The organism is Mycolicibacterium frederiksbergense, from assembly GCF_012223425.1.
GTDB classification, from domain to species: domain Bacteria; phylum Actinomycetota; class Actinomycetes; order Mycobacteriales; family Mycobacteriaceae; genus Mycobacterium; species Mycobacterium frederiksbergense.
Map to the genome: position 1 here is coordinate 398723 of NZ_CP038799.1, position 18712 is coordinate 417434.

Annotated in this window: 13 protein-coding genes and 1 tRNA gene; 5 read left to right on the top strand and 9 right to left on the bottom strand. The window is 68.8% G+C overall.

Annotation, left to right across the window (positions count from 1 at the left end; genetic code table 11):
- Nucleotides 1-23: 23 nt before the first annotated feature.
- Nucleotides 24-1469 (top strand): AMP-binding protein, encoded by a 1446-nt coding sequence (locus EXE63_RS04990; RefSeq protein WP_168141060.1) that lies wholly within the window; start codon nucleotides 24-26, stop codon nucleotides 1467-1469.
- Here the strand turns inward: EXE63_RS04990 and EXE63_RS04995 are convergent, their stop codons facing one another.
- Both EXE63_RS04995 and EXE63_RS05000 read right to left on the bottom strand, forming a co-directional pair.
- The gene (locus EXE63_RS04995; protein ID WP_168145408.1) at nucleotides 1470-2228 is read right to left on the bottom strand and encodes a DUF2127 domain-containing protein; all 759 of its coding nucleotides are present in this window, start codon (nucleotides 2226-2228) and stop codon (nucleotides 1470-1472) included.
- 2 nt (nucleotides 2229-2230) lie between these two features.
- Nucleotides 2231-4387, bottom strand: coding sequence for an Rv1355c family protein (locus EXE63_RS05000; RefSeq protein WP_168145409.1), 2157 nt, complete (start codon nucleotides 4385-4387; stop codon nucleotides 2231-2233).
- Between the two features lie 97 nt (nucleotides 4388-4484).
- On the opposite strand from EXE63_RS05000, the gene EXE63_RS05005 reads away from it, so the two are divergent.
- Nucleotides 4485-5858: a cytochrome P450 gene (locus tag EXE63_RS05005; protein ID WP_168141061.1), complete on the top strand. Its 1374-nt coding sequence runs from the start codon at nucleotides 4485-4487 to the stop codon at nucleotides 5856-5858.
- A gap of 58 nt (nucleotides 5859-5916) precedes the next feature.
- Here EXE63_RS05005 and EXE63_RS05010 read toward each other — a convergent pair whose 3' ends face one another.
- Nucleotides 5917-6561 carry a TetR/AcrR family transcriptional regulator gene (locus EXE63_RS05010; protein ID WP_168141062.1) on the bottom strand — a complete coding sequence of 215 codons (645 nt, stop codon included), beginning with the start codon at nucleotides 6559-6561 and terminating at the stop codon, nucleotides 5917-5919.
- A 148-nt stretch (nucleotides 6562-6709) separates the two neighbouring features.
- On the opposite strand from EXE63_RS05010, the gene EXE63_RS05015 reads away from it, so the two are divergent.
- Both EXE63_RS05015 and EXE63_RS05020 read left to right on the top strand, forming a co-directional pair.
- A complete protein-coding gene (locus tag EXE63_RS05015) occupies nucleotides 6710-7414 on the top strand; it encodes a dienelactone hydrolase family protein (RefSeq protein ID WP_168141063.1) in 705 nt (234 codons plus the stop codon).
- A 21-nt stretch (nucleotides 7415-7435) separates the two neighbouring features.
- Entirely contained in the window at nucleotides 7436-8101 is a 666-nt protein-coding gene (locus EXE63_RS05020) for a class I SAM-dependent methyltransferase (protein WP_234904365.1), read from the top strand.
- Nucleotides 8102-8119: 18 nt separating this feature from the next.
- On the opposite strand, the gene EXE63_RS05025 is transcribed toward EXE63_RS05020, so the two are convergent.
- From EXE63_RS05025 to pgm, 5 genes are all read right to left on the bottom strand, one after another.
- The gene (locus tag EXE63_RS05025) at nucleotides 8120-9925 is read right to left on the bottom strand and encodes a putative bifunctional diguanylate cyclase/phosphodiesterase (protein WP_234904692.1); all 1806 of its coding nucleotides are present in this window, start codon (nucleotides 9923-9925) and stop codon (nucleotides 8120-8122) included.
- 151 nt (nucleotides 9926-10076) lie between these two features.
- A complete protein-coding gene (locus tag EXE63_RS05030; protein WP_234904366.1) occupies nucleotides 10077-11324 on the bottom strand; it encodes a sensor domain-containing phosphodiesterase in 1248 nt (415 codons plus the stop codon).
- A 185-nt stretch (nucleotides 11325-11509) separates the two neighbouring features.
- A tRNA-Ala gene (locus tag EXE63_RS05035) sits at nucleotides 11510-11582 on the bottom strand.
- Nucleotides 11583-11638: 56 nt separating this feature from the next.
- Complete coding sequence (locus tag EXE63_RS05040) at nucleotides 11639-12907, bottom strand: MFS transporter (RefSeq protein WP_168141066.1); 1269 nt, start codon at nucleotides 12905-12907, stop codon at nucleotides 11639-11641.
- A complete protein-coding gene (gene pgm, locus EXE63_RS05045) occupies nucleotides 12904-14538 on the bottom strand; it encodes a phosphoglucomutase (alpha-D-glucose-1,6-bisphosphate-dependent) (protein ID WP_168141067.1) in 1635 nt (544 codons plus the stop codon). Before pgm ends, EXE63_RS05040 begins: the two co-directional genes overlap by 4 nt.
- Before the next feature lie 94 nt (nucleotides 14539-14632).
- On the opposite strand from pgm, the gene EXE63_RS05050 reads away from it, so the two are divergent.
- A complete protein-coding gene (locus EXE63_RS05050) occupies nucleotides 14633-15325 on the top strand; it encodes a hemerythrin domain-containing protein (RefSeq protein ID WP_168141068.1) in 693 nt (230 codons plus the stop codon).
- Nucleotides 15326-15413: 88 nt separating this feature from the next.
- Here EXE63_RS05050 and EXE63_RS05055 read toward each other — a convergent pair whose 3' ends face one another.
- Nucleotides 15414-18692 (bottom strand): ATP-binding protein, encoded by a 3279-nt coding sequence (locus EXE63_RS05055; protein ID WP_168141069.1) that lies wholly within the window; start codon nucleotides 18690-18692, stop codon nucleotides 15414-15416.
- Between the last annotated feature and the right edge of the window lie 20 nt (nucleotides 18693-18712).

The window sequence follows — 18712 nt, forward strand, 5'->3', positions numbered from 1 at the left end:
AGGGTGCGTAACGTCACCGGCACATGACCATCGCCCGTATCCACGAGCTGGTGACCGCCGCGGCCGGCGTCGCCCCGGATCGTGCTGCGCTCATATCCGGGGACGGCACCGCAGTCTCGTTCGCCCAGTTCGACTCTCAGGTTCGCGAGCGGGCGTCCTGGATCACCGACCGCAGCCGGCCGGGTGACCGCATCGCGGTCCTCGCCGACAACAGCGCCGACTACGCCCGGCTGTACTACGCGGTGCCACGCAGCGGCCGCATCCTCACGTTGATCAATCAGCGGCTCAGCGTCTCCGAGCACCTCGACCAGCTGAGCCGGGTTCAGCCCGCGGTGGTGCTGGGCGATGCCCGTTACCTGGAGCCACTCGCCGGCACGGTCGAGGCACTGATGTCCTTCGACGGACCGCAGTGGCAACAGCTTTCGGCGACGGCCCCGGATGTCGCGGTACAGCCCGATGACGCGGCGTGGCTGCTGTTCACCAGCGGGTCCACCGGCGCACCCAAGGCGGTGCTGCACACCCACCGCTCCATCACCACCGCGGTGCGCGGTACGGTCGCCGGCCGCTCGGTGCGCGCGGGCGGGGTCTACCTGCTGCCCTTCCCCATGTGCCATATCGCCGGCTACAACATGCTGGTGCACCACAGCGCGGCGTCCACGGTGTTGCCGGTGGCCGCGTTCCGGCCCGACGCCTTTGTCGCGGCGGTCAACACCCATGGCGTGACCTCGTGTTCGCTGGCCCCGACGATGCTGCACAGCCTGCTGGCGCATCTGGGGGACGTCCCCGCGGAGCTGCCGACGCTGCGCGACATCTCCTACGGCTCCGCGGCCATACCGGCCGATCTGCTACGCCGGGCCATCCAGCGGCTCGGCGTCGGATTCCACCAGGGCTACGGGATGACCGAAACCGGTGGCAACATCGCCTTTCTCGGCCCGTCTGATCACCTCTCCGAGGATCCCGCGGTGCTGCGCAGCGCGGGTCGTCCCCATGACGAGGTCAGCATCCGGATCGCCTCCGACGGCGAGATCCTGGTCCGCGGCGCGCAGGTCGCCGCCCAGTACTGGCCGGACGGACCGGCGACCGTCGACGGCTGGTTGCACACCGGCGACGCCGGGTTCATCGATGACAGCGGACGACTGGTGGTGACCGACCGCCTCAAGGACATCATCATCACCGGCGGCGAGAACGTGTCCTCGCGAGAAGTGGAAGACATACTCTCCCTGCATCCGGGCGTCGAGCAGGCTGCCGTGGTCGGCGTGCCCGACGAGTACTGGGGCGAGGCGATCTGTGCGGTGGTGGTGCCCGGCCCGACGCAGCCGACCGCCGATGAGCTGATCGCCCATGTGCGGGCACATCTGGCCGGGTTCAAGCGGCCCCGGCATGTGCACTTCGTCGAGGAATTACCGCTGACCAGCAACGGCAAGGTCGCCAAATCGACTGTCCGGCAGTACGCCCGCGAGTCGCTGTGATCAGCGGGTGTCCAGACCGGCACGCTCGACGCTGAGCAGGCTCTCGGTGTGATGCTCGGCGAGGTAGGCTTGCCCGCCGCCGTTGAGCCCGAACAGCCGCTTACTCCACAACAGCCACACCACCGCGACGATATTGATCAGCACCGCCAGCAGCCGCAGCGTGGTCACCTTCTCGGTCAGCTCGTAGATCTCCAGCGGCAGAAAGGCACTCGTGGCGACCACCGCGAAATACTCGCCCCAGCGTTTCATCGACCACAGCCCGACCGCCTCGATGAGCTCGATCACGGCATAGGCGATCAACCCGATGGCGATCCACAGCAGCGTGGTCTCCGACAAGGTGAAGGCCTCGCCGATGTGCTGGACGATCTTGGAATCATCGAGATTCCAGCCGATCTGGTCACTCAACGGCCGAATCAACGGGAGCTCGGCCTCGAACTTCTGCTGCAGCTCGGTGTGGGATCTGCGCAGAGTGAACACCCCGGCGGCCACCAGCAGGATGACCAGCGCGCGGATCACCCGTTCCACCGCGAGCAGCCGCATCAATGTCCGGTCACGCAGCAACCGTCCGCGCGGCACCTCCGGGGCGGTGTCGGCGGGCCCGCGTCCACGCGGCGCCCCGACGACGAACGTCTCACAGCGCAGGCAGCGCCACGCCTCCCCGACCGGGGTGTCGACCCGCAACCGGTCGGCGAGGTCGGTCTCGTCCGGGGCGAACGTCGCGTGCCCGTGCAGACCACACGAGCGCAGTGCGAAATCCAGTTTCACCGGGTGGCCCCCTGAATCGGCGCGAGCGAGAGCCGATCCCTGCTGCGACGGCTGGGCAGTGAGGTCGGCGGGGTGTGTGCCAAGCGCAGGGTGAGGGCGATCGACTCATCGGCCTGCAGTCCGATCAGATCGTCGAATTCCCGCTGCAGCGCCCCCAATTCACCGGCGAACGACGGGGACAGCTCGTGCAGATCCTCGGCGGTCTGCGCGTACAGGAAGACCGGGGACACCGGCTGGGCACCGATGCCACGCTGTGAAGCGGTGATCCACACCGCTTCCACCGCGGACCCGCCGGCGGCGTAGTCGCGCAGGTTATGCCCCGGCACGCTGATGACGGCGAGCGCCGAGCTGGCCAGGATGCGGTCGCGCATATCGTCGCCGAGCGCCGAGCCGGCGTCCCACCCGGCCAATTGCGCCATCACATCGGGGCGGCGCAGCACGCCGAACACCGCCATATCCCCCTCGTCGAATTCGAGGTTGCGCACATCGATACCGGCGTCCGGGTCGGGGTCACCCGGCCAGCGCAGCTCGGAGATCATCTCTGCATGCAGGTGCGGGGTCAGGAATCGGATCCGGTCCGCGGCCGCGAAGATCATTGCCGCCCGCTCGATGTCGGCGCGCTCGGTGAGCAGCCTGAGCCGCCCGCCCTGATGTTCGGCCGCGGCCGTCAGTGCCGTGACAAGGTCACCATCGATGGGATGCGGTTCGCCGTGATGACGGTTCGTCTCGCGCGCCATCATCGCCGCGAAAAGCCCGGCAAGGTCGGCGTCGGCACCTGTTCCGAGCCGCAACCGGACCTGCAGCGGCACCCCGCCGGCGTCCTCGGAGACGCTGACCTCGCCGAGCGCGCCGTGCGCTGCCGCGGCGATGCGGGTGTTCAGCAGCGCCGCGCCGACCGCCACCGCACTGCCGCGGAATCCAACGTCCATCGTCGATGTGTAGGTGGGCGCAATGCCGATCTCGACCTCGTCCGGCCGCACGCCGATGCGCCACGGCTGGACGTTGCCGCCCGAGGGTGCCCGCATCGCCGCCACCGCCAGATCGCCGAGGAGTTCGCCCGGCGCAGCCACCGAAGTCCCTGTGTGACCAGGAGAATCGATCCATTCGGCGTCATCGCCGCTGTGATGGGTCATCTCGGGCTCATGAATCTGGTCGAGTGCCCAGCCGATGTCGAGACGGGTCCGGCCCGAACGCAGCTCCTCCCCGAGCCCGATCCGGCGGACGGCCTCGGTCACCGCGCACGCACCGATACCGACGTCGGCGGCGGTCTGCGGCCACGTCGACAGGGATTTGTCGATCTCGAGCAGCGAGGCCGCGATGCGGGCCGACAGCCGCTCGGCCTCCAGATGCCGCAGGATATGCGGGATCTTCTCGCGATTGGACATGCCCGGCAGCAGATCGATATCGAGTTGCCCGAGCAATCCGTGCAGGATCGGGCGGCCCGGCTCGTGGTCGAACCGTTCCACGTCGACGATCCCGCGGTCGCTGGTCGCCATCAGCACCGGGATGCGACGTTGCTGCGCGGCCATCCGGAGCACGGCCTTGATGTGCAACGAATCGCATTCCTCGACCACGATGTCCAGACCGTCGACGAAGTCGTCGAGCGTCTCGGGATTGAGACCCGTGTCGAAAACCTCGACGGGCAGGTAGGGATCGATCTCGGCGATCCGGCGCGCGGCGACGTATGCCTTGTTCACCCCGAGATCGAAGACCGTGGCCGGAACCCGGTTCAGGTTGGACAGTTCCAGCTCGTCGAAATCGGCGAGCCGCAGGTTCCCGCACACCCCTTGCATGGCCAACGTGTGCGCGATGATGTGCCCGACGCTCAGACCCGCAACCCCGATCGAGAGTTCGGCGAGGCGGTCCTGCTCGACGGCGGTGATGCTGTTGCGATTGCGGTCCAGACGCAGTGCCCGAAATCCGCGCGGCCCCAACACCGCCACGGCGGCCCGCCGCCACGGGTAGAACGCCCACCTGCCGGGCTCGGCGAGCAGATCCGGATCCGGTGCCGGGCGCAGACCTTCCAGGCTTGCCAGTTGCTGACCGTGGTGATCCAGGAGTTCGATGCCCGGGTCCCGCCGGAGCGTGTCGAGGATGTCGCTGTCCGCGGGGTCGGCCGGGTCCAGAATCTGTGCGCGGTAAGCGATCGGCATGCTGTCCTCGTCATCCTCGTGCGCCACGGCGCGAACTCATCCGAGTCGTACACTAGGACCGATTCAACGGGGGCGTGGGGACCGACTCGACGGAGGTATGTCCTTGCCCGAGGTGACGCACGATCGCACCGTGGCCGAACTACCGCTCGCCCCGCTCAATCCGTTGCCCTACCGGCAAAGACGGGACGCGTTGCGTAACTTCCACACCGGCACCGACATCCTGCGCGATGCGGGCGGTCCGGTAACCCGGTTCAGCCTCGGCCCGAGTTGGCTCATGCCGCCCATCGTGGTGGCCACCTCACCTCAGGGAATACGCGATATTGTCAGCGTCCGCGACGGCTCCATCGACAAGACCAGCGCGGTCGCCACCCAGCTGCGCAGCCTCATCGGGGGGAATCTTTTCGTCTTGCCACACGAGGAGTGGCTACCACGGCGGCGGACCCTGCAACCGGTTTTCACCAAGCAACGCGTCGACTCGTTCGCCGGACACATGGCAGAGGCTGCCGAAATGATCACGGCCTCTTGGGTAGACGGCAGCGAGATCGATCTGGACGGGCAGGCCCGGCTGCTGTCCATGCGCGCGCTGGGGCGTTCGGTGCTGGGGCTGGACCTCGACGAGAGATCCGATGCCGTCGCCGAACCACTGCGGGTGGCGACCAGTTACGCCGTGGCCCGCGCGCTGCGTCCGCTGCGGGCGCCGTCCTGGCTGCCGACACCGGCGCGGCGACGAGCCAGGGCAGCCACCGAGAGCATCCGTCGGTTGGCCGCCGAGATCATCACCGCCTGCCGCGCCGACCCCACCCTGGACGCTCCCCTGGTGCACGCCCTCATCGCCGCCACCGACCCGGAGACCGGCCAGCCGTTGTCGGACAACGAGATCCGTGACGAGATGATCATCTTTCTGTTCGCCGGGCAGGACACCACCGCCACCACGCTCACCTACACCCTGTGGTCGCTGGGCCGCCACCGCGAGATCCAGGACAGGGTGGCCGCCGAAGTGGCCGCGATCGGGGATCGGCGGCTGACCACCGACGATGTCGGACGCCTCGGCTACACCGTCCAGGTGATCAAGGAGGCGTTGCGGCTGTGCCCGCCCGGGCCGACCGGCTCACGCAGGGCGACAAAGGATGTGGAGGTGGCCGGGTACCGGGTCGAAGCCGGCACGATGCTGGTGTTCGGACGCATGTCGGTGCAACGCGATCCGTCGCTGTGGGCAAACCCACTGCAGTTCGACCCCGACCGTTTCAGCCCGCAGAATGCCAAGGACCGCGACCGCTGGCAATACGTGCCCTTCGGCGGTGGCCCACGGTCCTGTATCGGCGATCATTTCGCGATGCTGGAGGCGACGCTGGCCATCGCCACCATCATCAGGGAGGTGCAGATCACCGCCCTGGACCCCGATTTCCCGCTGGCCGTGCCGTTCACCATGGTGCCGGGCGGTCCGATCCGCGCCCGGGTGACTGCGCGTTGATCCCTGGTGGGGCATACCCCACGAACACCCGCACCAGGGATCAACGCTCGCCAATTGGTCAATCGCGCGCCGTGGGAACAGCGGCGGCGTCGAGGACTTGACCCTGGCGGATCAGCCCCGTCACCGCGGCATCCCAGCGCTGCAGCTGCGTTCGGGTCACGAACGATTCCGGAAGATGACGCTCGATGTGCGGTCGGAGGATCATCGCCCCGACCCGCAAGATCAGCGGATTGAGGGCACCCCACACCGGATCGAGATCGGGGCTGGTCAGGCCGGCCTCGGCGAACTTCTCCCCCTGCGCGGCGCTGATCTGAAGCAGACCGTCGAAGATGACGGATCCGATCTTGTCGCCCTCGACGAGCGCGTGCGCAATGTAGTTCACCAGGTCCGGGTATTCGTAGAGCAACTGGGAGAACCGGCTACCCATCTGCGCGAGATACTCACTCGTCATCTCCGATACCGGCGTCACCTCTATGATCTCGCCGAACACCTGCAGCACGTAGTCGTCGACGGCGGCCACCAACCCGGCCTTGTTGCGGAAATAGTGCTGCACCAGGCCGATCGAGACCCCGGCCTCCTCGGCAACGGCCCGCAGCGACGTCGCGGCGACACCCTTCTCGGCCAGCGTCCGCACTGCGGCATCACGAATGCGATCGATACTCGTGGGCCCGGGCGTCACCGTTGGCCGGAGAAAGACCGTCATACCCTGAGACAATACAGCCAACTTGTATTCCAATGCGACCCTATGGTTCGGCGATATGGCACGCTGGGTTGGCAATGCGTGCGTACCGCCGCGGACCGCCAAATGCGCTGGACAACCAATTCAGCTGAACAACAACGGGATAACCCACATGCCGAAGGTCACCTATCCAGCACCGGCGGGCCCGCTGCCCGGCTACCTCGCGACACCCACCACCGAAGGCCCCTGGCCGGCCGTCATCGTGGTGCAGGACGTGCGCGGGATGACCGCCGATGTCCGGCGTATCAGTGACCGCCTGGCCGCGGCGGGGTACCTCACGCTGGCGCCCGCGCTCTACGGGCGCGGTCTCAAGATCAAATGCATGATCGCCACCATGCGCACCCATTTCGCGGGCACCGGTGCCGCCTTCGATGACATCGTCGCCGCGCGCGACCACCTGCTGGCCGACCCGGACTGCACCGGCAAGGTCGGCCTGGTCGGCTTCTGCATGGGCGCGGGCTTCGTCCTGCAACTCGCGCCCAGCGGCCTGTTCGACGCGACCGCCCCCAACTACGGGCTGAACCCGGAGAACATCGAGGCGCTCTCCCAATCCTGCCCCGTGGTGGCAAGTTACGGCGCCAAGGATCGGATCGTGCGCAGCGGATCGGCGGCCGAACTGGAGACGGTGCTCGCCAAGGGCGGCGTACCCCGCGATATCAAGGAGTACCCGAACGTCGGGCACAGCTTCATGAACGATTTCGGCATCCCCGCGCCGTTCAATGTGATCGAGCGGATCGCCGGCATGGAGTACTCCGAACCGGAGGCCGAGGATGCGTGGCGGCGCATCCTGGCCTTCTTCGGTGAACATCTGGGCTGACTCCCGCTACGCTTTGGCGCTATGGGTGAAGTGATGGACTGGGATGCCGCGTACTCCGACCACATCTTCGCGGGCCCGCCGCCATGGAACATCGGTGAGGCGCAACCCGAGATCGCCGCGCTGATCGACGGCGGCAAGATCACCAGCCCCGTTCTGGACGCCGGCTGCGGTGTCGGAGATGTGTCACTGGCGCTGGCCGCTGCCGGGTACGACGTCGTCGGCGCCGATATCTCCACGGTCGCCATCGAAGCCGCCACCCGCGCCGCCGCGGAGCGCGGGCTGACGAATGTCCGCTTCGTACAGGGTGACCTACGCACCCTCACCGTGGACGGCGAGCCGTTCAACACCGTCGTCGACTGCACGCTGTTCCATTCGCTGCCGGTCGAGGCCCGCCCGGATTACCTGCGCGGCATCCACGAGGTGTCCGCCCCCGGCGCGGTGCTGCACATGCTGGTGTTCACCACCGACGCGCTGCCCCCGGATTCCCCGTTCCCGGTGCCGAACCTGGTGACCGAGGCCGAGCTGCGCGATGCCGTATCGCAGGTCTGGACGATCGAGAAGGTCCAGCCGGCCTTCGTGGCGGTGCAGTTGCCCGATGTCCCGAACCTGCCGGAGCACAGCTTCGACAGCGACGCGAAGGGCCGCGTGAAGCTGCCCGCACTGCTGCTGTCGGCCCGTAAGAGTTGACCCGAAGCGACCGGGAATCTAGCGCCGCCAGGCGATGGTGCCGGTCGCCAGCATCTGTGCCATGGTGTCCGCATCGACCGGTGGAGACAGCAGGAAACCCTGGGCCTGATGGCAGCCCATCTTCACCAGCATCTGCGCGGCCGCCTCGGTCTCCAGTCCCACGGCGACCAGACCCAGGCCGAACGCTTCGCCGAGGGACACGATGGCCCGGATGATCGTCACATCATCCTTGCTTCCGTCGAGGTGTTGCACGAATGACCGGTCGATCTTCAAGGTGTCGATGGGCAGCGACTTCAGCCTGCTCAAATCGCTATAGGCGGCCCCGAACTCGTCGAGTGCCAGTCCCACGCCGAGTGCGCGCAGCGCGGTGAGGATCTCGTTGTTCAGATCGGCGTCGTCAGTGACGAAGCTCTCCGAGAACTCCAGACTCAACGAGGCCGGATCGAGCTCGAACTCCGCCAGCACCCGCGCCACGTGGTCGACAAAACCATCGGCCACCCGCTGTACCGGTGACACGTTGACCCGCAACTTCACGTCCTGCGCGAGACCCATCGACTTCCACTGCCGCAACTGCGCGCAGGCGTCCTGAAGTACTTTGCGGCCCAATACCGCTGCCAGGTTCGAGGATTCGGCGACCGGCATGAAGGCGCTCGGCAGCAGCATGCCCCGGGTGGGGTGGTTCCACCGCACCAGCGCCTCCACCGCGACCACTGCACCGGTACGCAGGTCCACCTCGGGCTGGTAATGCACGACGAACGCTTCGCTCTCGATGCCGTCGCGCAGGTGTAACTCGACATCGTTGAGCAGCTGGTATTTCAGGGCGATCGCATCGGTGAAGACGGCGGCGTCATTACCTCCCGAGCCCTTGGCCGCGACCAGTGCCAGGTCGGCGTAACGCAACACGTCGGAGGCCGAGTCCTGGCCCGGGAGTCCCACCGCAACACCGATACTGGCAGTCCGGCGGACGAACTCGCGGCCGACCGTGAAGGACTCCCGAACGAGCAGCCGGATCCGTTCGGCCAGCAGCGCGGCCTCCGCCAGCCCCATCGGCTCATGCGGCACGATCACGAACTCGTCCCCACCTTGACGAGCGAGTAGTGCAGTGTCACCGATGGATTCGCGCAGCCGACGGGCGAACTGAGCGATCAGTTCGTCCCCAGCGGTGTGGCCGAACAGGTCGTTCACCGATTTCAGGCGATCCAGGTCGGTGAACAGCACCGCCACCGGTCCGTCCTGTCCCGGCGCGAGGCGGTCATCGAGATGAGCGGTGAGCACCCCGCTGTTGCACAGCCCGGTGAGGTCGTCGTGTTCTGCCAGGAACTGCAGCCGCTCGATCGCCACCAGCCTGGCCTGCAGCTGGGCGAACATGGTCGCGATGGTCTTCAGTGCGTTGAGTTCTTCTTCGAGCCACTCCCGGTCGCCGTATTTCACGAAACCCAACGTGCCGGTGGTGACGTCGTGCGACAGCAATGGCACGCAGGCCAGCGAAGTCTGCGGAACCTCGGTGCCCTGCTGGATCGTCTGCTGATACTCGTCGGTCTTGGGCTCGGGGCGGATCACCAACGGCTCCTTGAGCCATTCGGCCATCGCGAAGACCGGGTCGGCGTCGGCGAAGTAGACGACACCGATCGGGTCCGGGTCGGGCACGAAGGTGCGTATCGGCCACTGCGCCACCAACCGGGTCGCATGGATCTCGTGATCGTTGTGCCGCAGGAAGGCGACATCGAGCCCGAGATAGGCCGCCAGATCGGTGAGCACCAGTTCGCTGACCTCGACCACGTTGTCGGTGTGGGCGGTGATCAGCCGTTTGGCAGCCAGATCCACCAAACCGTTGAGACTGCCGATCAACTGGCGCCACCGACTTTGCAAGCCCCCCGAGTTCCGGCAGCACGGCGAGAGGTGCACATCGCCCACACTTTAGCGGCCCGCGTCAATTCTGCGGCGACGCCAAGCCGGTGTGCACATACCGCACCGCTCAGTGCATTCGGTCCAACAGGCTGCGTGCGACGACGGTCACCAGATCGCGGTCGTAGGTGATGGCGAGATCGAACCGGCGCTCGGCCTCGGGCACCGACCCGGTGGGGTCCTGCTCGCGCGCGATCAGCGCCGCGCAATGGTGCGGGCCGAGGATGAGCACGATCCACTGTCCGCACAGCGGGTCCTCGGGGTCCAGGTCCACCCCCCGGATGCCGGATCCCAGATCCTCGGGCAGGCCCCGGCCGAAGATGGCGACCAGCGCCGAGAACGGGGCCAGCTCGCCGTAGCGCGCCCTGGTCGCGGCCGTGAAGTGTTGCGCCAGCTGCAAGGAGGCCATCACCATCGGTGGATCGGTGGCATGCCGCGCCTGGGCTTCGATGTGCCGGGAGAACGGAATCAGGGTGGCCTTGCGCGCGGTGCGCACCAGGATCTTGCCCGCCACGACGTCGAACGGCGAGGCACCGACCGGCTGCACCGGGGCTTTCATCGGCGGCGGCGCCCACGACACCGACACCGGCGCGGTCAACGGCCCGGGCCGCCCGAATTTGTAGCCCTGACCGAGGCTGGCCCCCAGCGCCAGCGCCTGCTCGAGGTGCTCGTCGGATTCGATGCCCTCGGCGAGCAGCACCGCCCCGGTGCGTTCGGTGTGCGCCAGCACGGCGGCCAGGATGTGCGCCTGGGCGTCGGTGGGGTGGGACTGCACCAGATGGACGTCGAGTTTGACGATATCCGGACAGATGACGTCGAGCAGCGCCAGCGAATCAGGATGGGCGCCAATATCGTCGAGGGCGATGCCGAACCCGTCCGCACGCAGACGGGCCACCTTCCGCAGCAGCGCCCGCGGGTGGGTGAGCAGGCTGCGCTCGGTCAGCTCGAAAATCACCCGCAGCTCGCCGTGCGCGCGGTCCAGCAGCGGGTTCTCGGCGCGGCTGAGGTGGCTACCGAGCGGTTCGCAGTTGAGCGCCAGCAGGGTGCCCCGAGGCAGGTCCTGGCGCAGGGCATTGTCGATCGCGGCGTCGATGCACATCTTTTCCAGACCGCCGAGCCTGCCGGTGGCCGCGGCGTGGGCGAACACCGCCTCGGGATCAGGGTCTTCGAGCGCCGGCCACCGCGTCAGGGCCTCGAAGCCGACCACCGAGCCGTCCGCGAGGGCGGTGATGGGCTGAAACGCCGGGTCGAGCCCGACTCCGGACACGGCCTCGTCAAGAATCGCGTCGTGGGGACCGCTGAGCGCAGTGGGCGACACGATCATCCCCCTGCGCTAGTCCCCGTGACGCCGACCAGTTCCCACTCACCCCGCATGCGCCCCGATGGCAAACATAGCCCGGCCCACCGAGCGCCGCGTCGCGTTCGGCGAAGGCGGTGCGAACACCGGGTCCCGGAAACGGAAAAATCCGCCCCGACCGAAGTCGGAACGGACTTTCGAAAACGTGGAGCTAAGGGGATTCGAACCCCTGACCCCCACACTGCCAGTGTGGTGCGCTACCAACTGCGCCATAGCCCCGTTTGTTGTGCTGTTGAAAGGTACACCACTGTCCCACACAGGTTCAAAACAGCTGGTCAGGGCACCTCGCCGCCGGCCTCTGGGCCCAGCGGGCGGACCGGGGTGTGCTCGGCGGGTGGCCGACCCCTGGTCTCGGGGGCGAACACCCAGGCCAGTGCGGCGACCAGCAGGATTGCCCCGCTGATCACGAACGCCCAGGAGAACGAGAAGTACTGCGCGATCAACCCCACCAGCAGCGAGCCGCCGATCGAGCCGACATCGGCCATCATCTGGAAGGTCGCCACCGCGGTGCCACCGCGCGATTTGTTGCCGACCACGTCGGCGACCGCGGCCTGCTGCGGTGAGACGAAGATCCCGGTGGCCGCGCCGGCCACATAGGCCGCGGCCAGGAAGACCGGCAGCGAGGTGGTGTAGCGTACCAGCGCCGTCGACACCGCTGCCAGCGTCAACCCGAAGATCAGCAGCTTGCGCCGGCCCAGCTTGTCCGACAGGTACCCGCTGGGAATGACGACCGAGATATTGCCCACCGCGAACGCCGTCAGCGCCAGCCCGGCCGCACCCGGGCCCTGACCCAGCACCTCCACGACGAACAGCGGAACCAGCGCGATTCGCAGCCCGAACGATGCCCATCCGGTGGCGAAGTTGGAGATCAGCGCCGCCTTGTAGGCCCGGTGGGCGAACACGGTGCGGAACGGCACCGGCGGGGCCTCGTCCTCGTCCGACCGGCCGGCGATGGTGGAATGCCGCAGGCTGAAGAACACCACCGCGGCGGCGACCAGCAGCGCGGCTCCGTAGATCAGGAACGGCGCGGACAGGCCGAACCCCACGGTCAGGCTGCCCAGGACCGGCCCGCCGACCGAGCCGATCATGAAGCCCGACGAGAACAGTCCGGCGACCCGGCCCCGCGCATCGGCGGGCGAGATGCGGATCAGCAGCCCCAGCGAGGACACCGTGAACATCGCCGAACCGAGACCGCCGAGGGACCGGAACAACAGCAGCTGCCAGTAGCTTTCGGCCAGTGCGCAGGCACCGGTCGAGAGCGCCACGATGACCAGCCCGCTGATGTAGACCTTGCGCTCGCCGAGCCGCTGCACCAGAAATCCGGCCGGCGGTGCACCGATCAGACGCATCACGGCGAATGCGGTGATGACAAACGTCGCGGCGGCAATACTGACCCCGAAGTGCCGGGCGTACTGCGGCAGCACCGGCGCCACCACCCCGAAACCCAGCGCCACCACGATATTGGCGGCCACCAGGACCCAGACCTCGCGCGGCAGCCTCCGCTTGGCATCAGCCGGACAGTCTTCCTCCGCGGTAGAGCTCACCCGATGACTGTATTCACCACATCTTTGGCGGCCTCCTGCACCTCCGCCAGATGCTCGGGTCCTTTGAAGGACTCGGCGTAGATCTTGTACACGTCCTCGGTGCCCGAGGGCCGGGCGGCGAACCAGGCGTTCTCGGTGGTGACCTTCAGCCCGCCCAGGGACGCCCCGTTACCGGGCGCGGTGGTGAGCTTGGCGGTGATCTTCTCGCCGGCCAGTTCGGTGGCGCTCACCTGCTCGGGCGACAGCTTGGCCAGCCGAGCCTTCTGCTCGCGGTCGGCCGGGGCGTCGATGCGTGCGTAGGTGGGCGCCCCGTACTTGGCGGCGAGCTCGGCGTAGCGCTGCGACGGGGTGGACCCGGTGACCGCGAGGATCTCCGAGGCCAGCAACGCCAGGATGATGCCGTCCTTGTCGGTGGTCCAGGTCGAGCCGTCGGTCCGCAGGAAGGAGGCGCCCGCGCTTTCCTCACCACCGAAACCGATTGTCCCGCCGATCAACCCGTCCACGAACCATTTGAAGCCGACGGGCACCTCGACCAGCTCGCGGCCCAGCCCGCCGACCACCCGGTCGATGATCGAACTGCTCACCGCGGTCTTGCCGACCGCGGTGCTACCCGGCCAGCCCGGGCGGTGGGTGAACAGGTAGTCGATGGCGACCGCCAGGTAGTGGTTGGGGTTCATCAGCCCGCCGTCGGGGGTGACGATGCCGTGCCGGTCGGAGTCGGCGTCGTTGCCGGTGGCGATCTGGTACTCGCCGATCTTGCCGATCAGCGAAGCCATCGCGTTCGGCGAGCTGCAGTCCATTCGGATCTTGCCGTCGGTGTCCAGCGTCATGAACCGCCACGTCGCATCGACCAGCGGGTTGACCACGGTGAGGTTCAGATTGTGGGTCTCGGCGATCGCGCCCCAGTAGTCGACGCTGGCGCCACCGAGCGGATCCGCCCCGATGCGCACCCCCTGCGCGCGGATGGCGTGCAGATCGACCACGTTGGGCAGATCCGCGACGTAGGCGTTGAGGTAGTCGTGGCGCTGGGCGACCTGAAGGGCGCGCGAGAGCGGGACCCGCTTCACCGAGCGGATGCCTTCGCGCAAAATCTCGTTGGCCCGCTTGGCGATCACACTGGTGGCGTCGGTGTCGGCGGGGCCGCCGTTGGGCGGGTTGTACTTGAAGCCGCCGTCGCGCGGCGGATTGTGCGACGGGGTCACCACGATCCCGTCGGCCAGGTCGGTGTCGCGGCCCCGGTTGAAGGTGAGGATGGCGTGGCTGACCGCCGGGGTCGGGGTGTAGCGGTCGGCGGCGTCGATCATCGCCACCACGTCATTGGTCGCCAGCACTTCCAGCGCCGACGCCCAGGCCGGCTCGCTCAGGGCGTGGGTGTCCCGACCGATGAACAACGGGCCCGTGGTGCCCTGCGCGGCGCGGTACTCCACGATCGCCTGGGTGGTGGCAATGATGTGCGCCTCGTTGAAGGCCCCGTCGAGCGCGGAGCCGCGGTGCCCGGACGTCCCGAACGCCACCTGCTGGGCGACGTCATCGGGGTCGGGTTGCACCGTGTAATAGGCGGTGACCAGATGTGCGAGGTCGACGAGATCTTCGGGCTGTGCCGGCTGACCGGCTCGCGGATTGGCCACCATGACACCATCCTTGCCTACCCGCGGCACCGGTGTCTCGCCGTAGTGCAAGCCCGTCGCAAGTTCGTCGCAAGTGGGCCGTTACAAGGTTGTCGGCATGAACAATTCCGCACGATCAGCCCACCCCGCAGACAACGCCCGACGTCCCGCCGATCCGGGGCCCGACCTCAGCGGGATCACCCTGACCCACCGCGCCATGGTCGCCGACACCCGGCGCCTCGCCGAGCTGACCACCGCCCTCGCCCAGCGCCGGCTGCCGTGCGGTCCCCCGCGCGCCAAGGCCGTGGCCCGCTATGTCGCGCTGATGTGTGAGTCGATCCACCATCACCACACCATGGAAGACGATGTGCTGTGGCCGGTGATCGAGGCCTCGGCGGGCGACTTCATCGACCTGACGGAGCTGACCGAGGATCATGCCGCGCTGGATCCGCGATTGGACCGGCTGCGCGTCCAGGCCGCGGCCTTCGGGCGGTCCGCCGACCCGGAGCTGGCCCGGCCGCTGGCCGCCGGGCTGACCGATCTGCACCAGCTGCTCCAGGCGCACATCGCCGACGAGGAACGCGAGTTGTTCCCGGTGATCCGCCGCTATGTCTCGGTCAAGGACTGGGAGTCGATCGAGAAGGCGGCCCGGCGCAGCGGGCGGTTGTCCTTCGAGGGGCCGCGCATCCTGGGGGCGGCCGATGATGCCGAGCGCGCGATGATCGCCGCCAGTGTGCCGGGACCGCTGATGCTGCTGCTGCGTTTCCTCTCCGCCCGGCACCGCCGCTTCGAGCGCGCGGTATTCGGCTGATTCACCCACTGATGTCGCGGCGAAACTCGCGTACCCGGCGTCGGCGCGGCCGAAATGACGCCCGGTACGCGAGTTTCGCCCACGACGGTCAGTCGATCAACGCCTGGGCGGCCGCGCGCAGCCGTTCGGTCAGCTCCGCCGCGGCCTGCCGGTAGCGCGCGGCACCGGTGGCATCGCCGGTGGCCTCGGCGACGGCGGCCAGCGCGGCGTCCACCGGCCCGGTGAGCAGAGTCCCGTTGTCGAGGCCGGCGAACCGCCCGGAGTATGGCAGCAGCTCCGCCGCGGTGGCGGTCGCGACGGCGAGATCACCCACCGCGACGGCCGCATGGGCCCGCAGGGTGGCCATCGCGACGAAGTAGAAGGACCGCTCGATCGGGACGCGCTGCGCCCAGATCTGCTGGGCTTCTTCGGTTCTGCCCGCCTGATGCAGGGCGATCGCGGCGCCGTCGGCGATGATGCGGGACACGAAGCGGTGCACGGCGACCAGATCGTCGGCCATCGGAGCGAGGCCGCCGCGCACCAGGTTGGCGCTCACCCTACCCACGATGCCGATGTGCGCCCCGTTGGCCACCCCGTATTCGGCCAGCTTCGCCGAGACGGCGATATAGCCCCGCTCCCCCTCGTCGGTCCGGCCGGCCAGCACGGCCAGCTGCGCGCCGAAGGCGTCGAGCACACCCAGCAGGAAACCGAGCTGGCCGGTACCGGCCCGCGCCACCGCCTGGTCGGCATGGGCGGCCGCACCCGCCAGATCCGAGCCCGCGGACGCGTCCAGGAACGCGAACCAGTGTGCCACCGCCTGATAGTCGATGGCGTCACAGGCTTCTGCGACCGAGAGAAGTTCGGCGACAACGCTTTCCCGCTCGTGGGCCAAGTCGGGGCCGAGGCAGGCGAAGGCCCGCACGTTGAGCGCCGCACACAGCAGCCGCTGGTTGCCGGCCGGATCCTGCGCGTGCACGGCCCGGGCCAGTGCCAGCGCCTCCTGGCCGGCGGCCAGCGCCGAATCGTGTTCCACGCCCTCCAGTTCGGTGAACAGGGTCAACAGCAACCGGGCACGCACCTGCGGGTCCTGTTCACGGTTCAGCACCCGCCGCAGCGGGTCGACGATGGCGTGGTCGATGAGGTCGCCGTCGCGCACCCGCCACACCAGCGGGCTGTCCGAGGCGGTCAGCGCCTGCACCGCCAAGGCGTCGTGGGAACCGACGGCAACCATGGTGTGGTGCAACTCTTCCCGCGACCCGATCGCATCACCGGCCTGGGCGAGCGCGGCAATGAGACCGCACCGGGCGGGAACCGCCGCCGAGTGGTCCGCGCCGGCGAGCTCGAACATGCGCACCGCGGCCCGCCACTGCCGGGCGGCCTCCACCGGCGCCCCGACCGCGTCGGCCTCCCTGGCCGCCTGCATCGCGAAACCCGCTGCCTCGGAAGCGGTATCGGCGGTGGCGGCCGCGACGGCATGGTAGGCCAGCGAGGCCGCGTCGGCGCCGCGTGGCCGCAGCAGGTCCAGCGCCGCGGCATGCAGCCGGGACCGGCGCAGCACCGAGGTGTCCTCGTAGAGGGTGTCCCGGATGAGGTTGTGCGCGAATCTGACCCGTCCGGGCACCGATTCGTCGAGCAGGCCGGCAAGTACCGCGGGTTCCAGCGCATCGAGCAGTTCGTCGTCATCGCTGCGGGCCAGCTCGCCCAGCAGGGTGATATCGACCTCGCGACCCAGCACCGCCGCCTGGCGCAGCGCGGTCGCGGTCTGCGGTGGCAGCCGGGCCAGCCGGCGGCGCACCACGTCCCCGACCCCGGCGGGAATCCTGCCGTGGGCGGCGTCGACACCTTCGGCGACCATCAGCCGGGCCAACTCCCGGACGAACAGCGGGTTGCCACCGGTGCGGTCCCGCAACAGCCGCAACGTTTCCCGGGTGACCGCAGGCAACCCGCAGTCGATGGCCAACGCGGTCAGCGCCGCATCGTCCAGACCGGACAGCGTCAGGTGCGCGGCGGTGTGGTTGGCCAGCGCGGCCCGGGCCTGGCCAAGCTCGGCACCGGATTCCGAGGGCCGGTAGGTGCCGATGACGAGCACCCGCCCCGAACCGAGCCGGTCGGCGGTCAGTCGCAGCAACTCAAGTGTCAGACCGTCGGTGCGGTGCAGGTCGTCGAGCACGATGAGCAGGGGCGTCCGCTCGGCCGCCTGCCCGAGCACCTCGGCCAGCGCGTGCGCGATCCAGAACGCGGAGCCCTCCGCGGTTGCCCGGCCGTCGTGCAGCAGCGGCGCCAGCGCACCAGCCTGTCGCGGCGGCAGTGTGGCGGAGAAGGTTTCGAGCACCTCGGTCCACGCCCACCCCGGTGGCGCGCCGTCGACCTCGGGGCTGCGCCCGGCGACGACCGTCCAACCGGCGTCGCGCAGCCGGGCCGCCGCCGCGTCGACGACGGTGGTCTTGCCCGCACCGGCCTCACCGCCGATCCACACCACCCGCAACCCGCCGCGCACCGCGGCGGCCGCGGCAGCGTCGATGGCGGCGAGTTCATCGGCGCGGCCGCGGGTGGGGCTGGCCTGCGGTGCGTCATGGGGCGGTGACACCGGCGCCGGCGCGAGTGCGATGGGCTCCAGGTGATCGGCGTGGCGCAGGATGTCGCGTTCCAGATCCCGCAGTGCCCGACCGGGTTCCAGGCCGAGTTCCTCGGTGAGGTAGGCGGTGGTACGGCGCAGCACGTCCAGGGCCGCGGCCTGATGACCGGAGCGGTACCGGGCGACCGCCAGCAGGCAGGCGGCCGCCTCGCGGTCCGGGTGATCGCGCACATGCGGTTCCAGCACCCGGGCCACCACGCCGTGCTGTCCGAGGGCGGACTGGGCCGCGGCGTGGGCCTCGGTGACGGACAGCCGCAACTCGGCCAGCCGGGCCACCTCGGGGGCTGCCCAGAGCGCGTCGCGGACCTCGACGTAGGGATCACCGGTCCACGCGGCGACCACATCCTCCAGCAGCGGTGCCCGCTCCAAGGGGTCGCTGTGCTGTTCGGCCGCGGCGATCCTGGCTTCCAGCGACCACACGTCGACGGCTTCGTCGGGTAGCCGCAGGCAGTACCCGGGGGCGGCACTGACGATCACCCGGGCCGCCGCGCGCCGTTCACGGCCGGGTTCGAGGACCCGGCGCAGGTGCGAGATGTAGGCCTGCAGCGCCGCCAGCGCCTTCGGCGGCGGTTCCCCGGCCCAGAGGTCCTCGATCAGCCGGTCGACCGACACCACGTCGCCGTGCGCCAGGACCAGCCGGACGAGCACCGACCGCTGTTTGGGTCCGGCCAGATCGACCAGTTCGCCACCCACCGACGCCCGGACCGGTCCGAGTACGGAGATCCGCACCGGGAGGAGATCCTGCGCCGTCATGGTGTGCCGACCCTATCGGT

Coding starts and splice junctions, on each gene's coding strand:
- EXE63_RS04990 (WP_168141060.1), top strand. CDS start 24: ATGACCATCGCCCGTATCCACGAGCTGGTGACCGCCGCGGCCGGCGTC.
- EXE63_RS05000 (WP_168145409.1), bottom strand. CDS start 4,387: ATGCCGATCGCTTACCGCGCACAGATTCTGGACCCGGCCGACCCCGCG.
- EXE63_RS05005 (WP_168141061.1), top strand. CDS start 4,485: ATGTCCTTGCCCGAGGTGACGCACGATCGCACCGTGGCCGAACTACCG.
- EXE63_RS05010 (WP_168141062.1), bottom strand. CDS start 6,561: ATGACGGTCTTTCTCCGGCCAACGGTGACGCCCGGGCCCACGAGTATC.
- EXE63_RS05015 (WP_168141063.1), top strand. CDS start 6,710: ATGCCGAAGGTCACCTATCCAGCACCGGCGGGCCCGCTGCCCGGCTAC.
- EXE63_RS05020 (WP_234904365.1), top strand. CDS start 7,436: ATGGGTGAAGTGATGGACTGGGATGCCGCGTACTCCGACCACATCTTC.
- pgm (WP_168141067.1), bottom strand. CDS start 14,538: ATGGTGGCCAATCCGCGAGCCGGTCAGCCGGCACAGCCCGAAGATCTC.
- EXE63_RS05050 (WP_168141068.1), top strand. CDS start 14,633: ATGAACAATTCCGCACGATCAGCCCACCCCGCAGACAACGCCCGACGT.
- EXE63_RS05055 (WP_168141069.1), bottom strand. CDS start 18,692: ATGACGGCGCAGGATCTCCTCCCGGTGCGGATCTCCGTACTCGGACCG.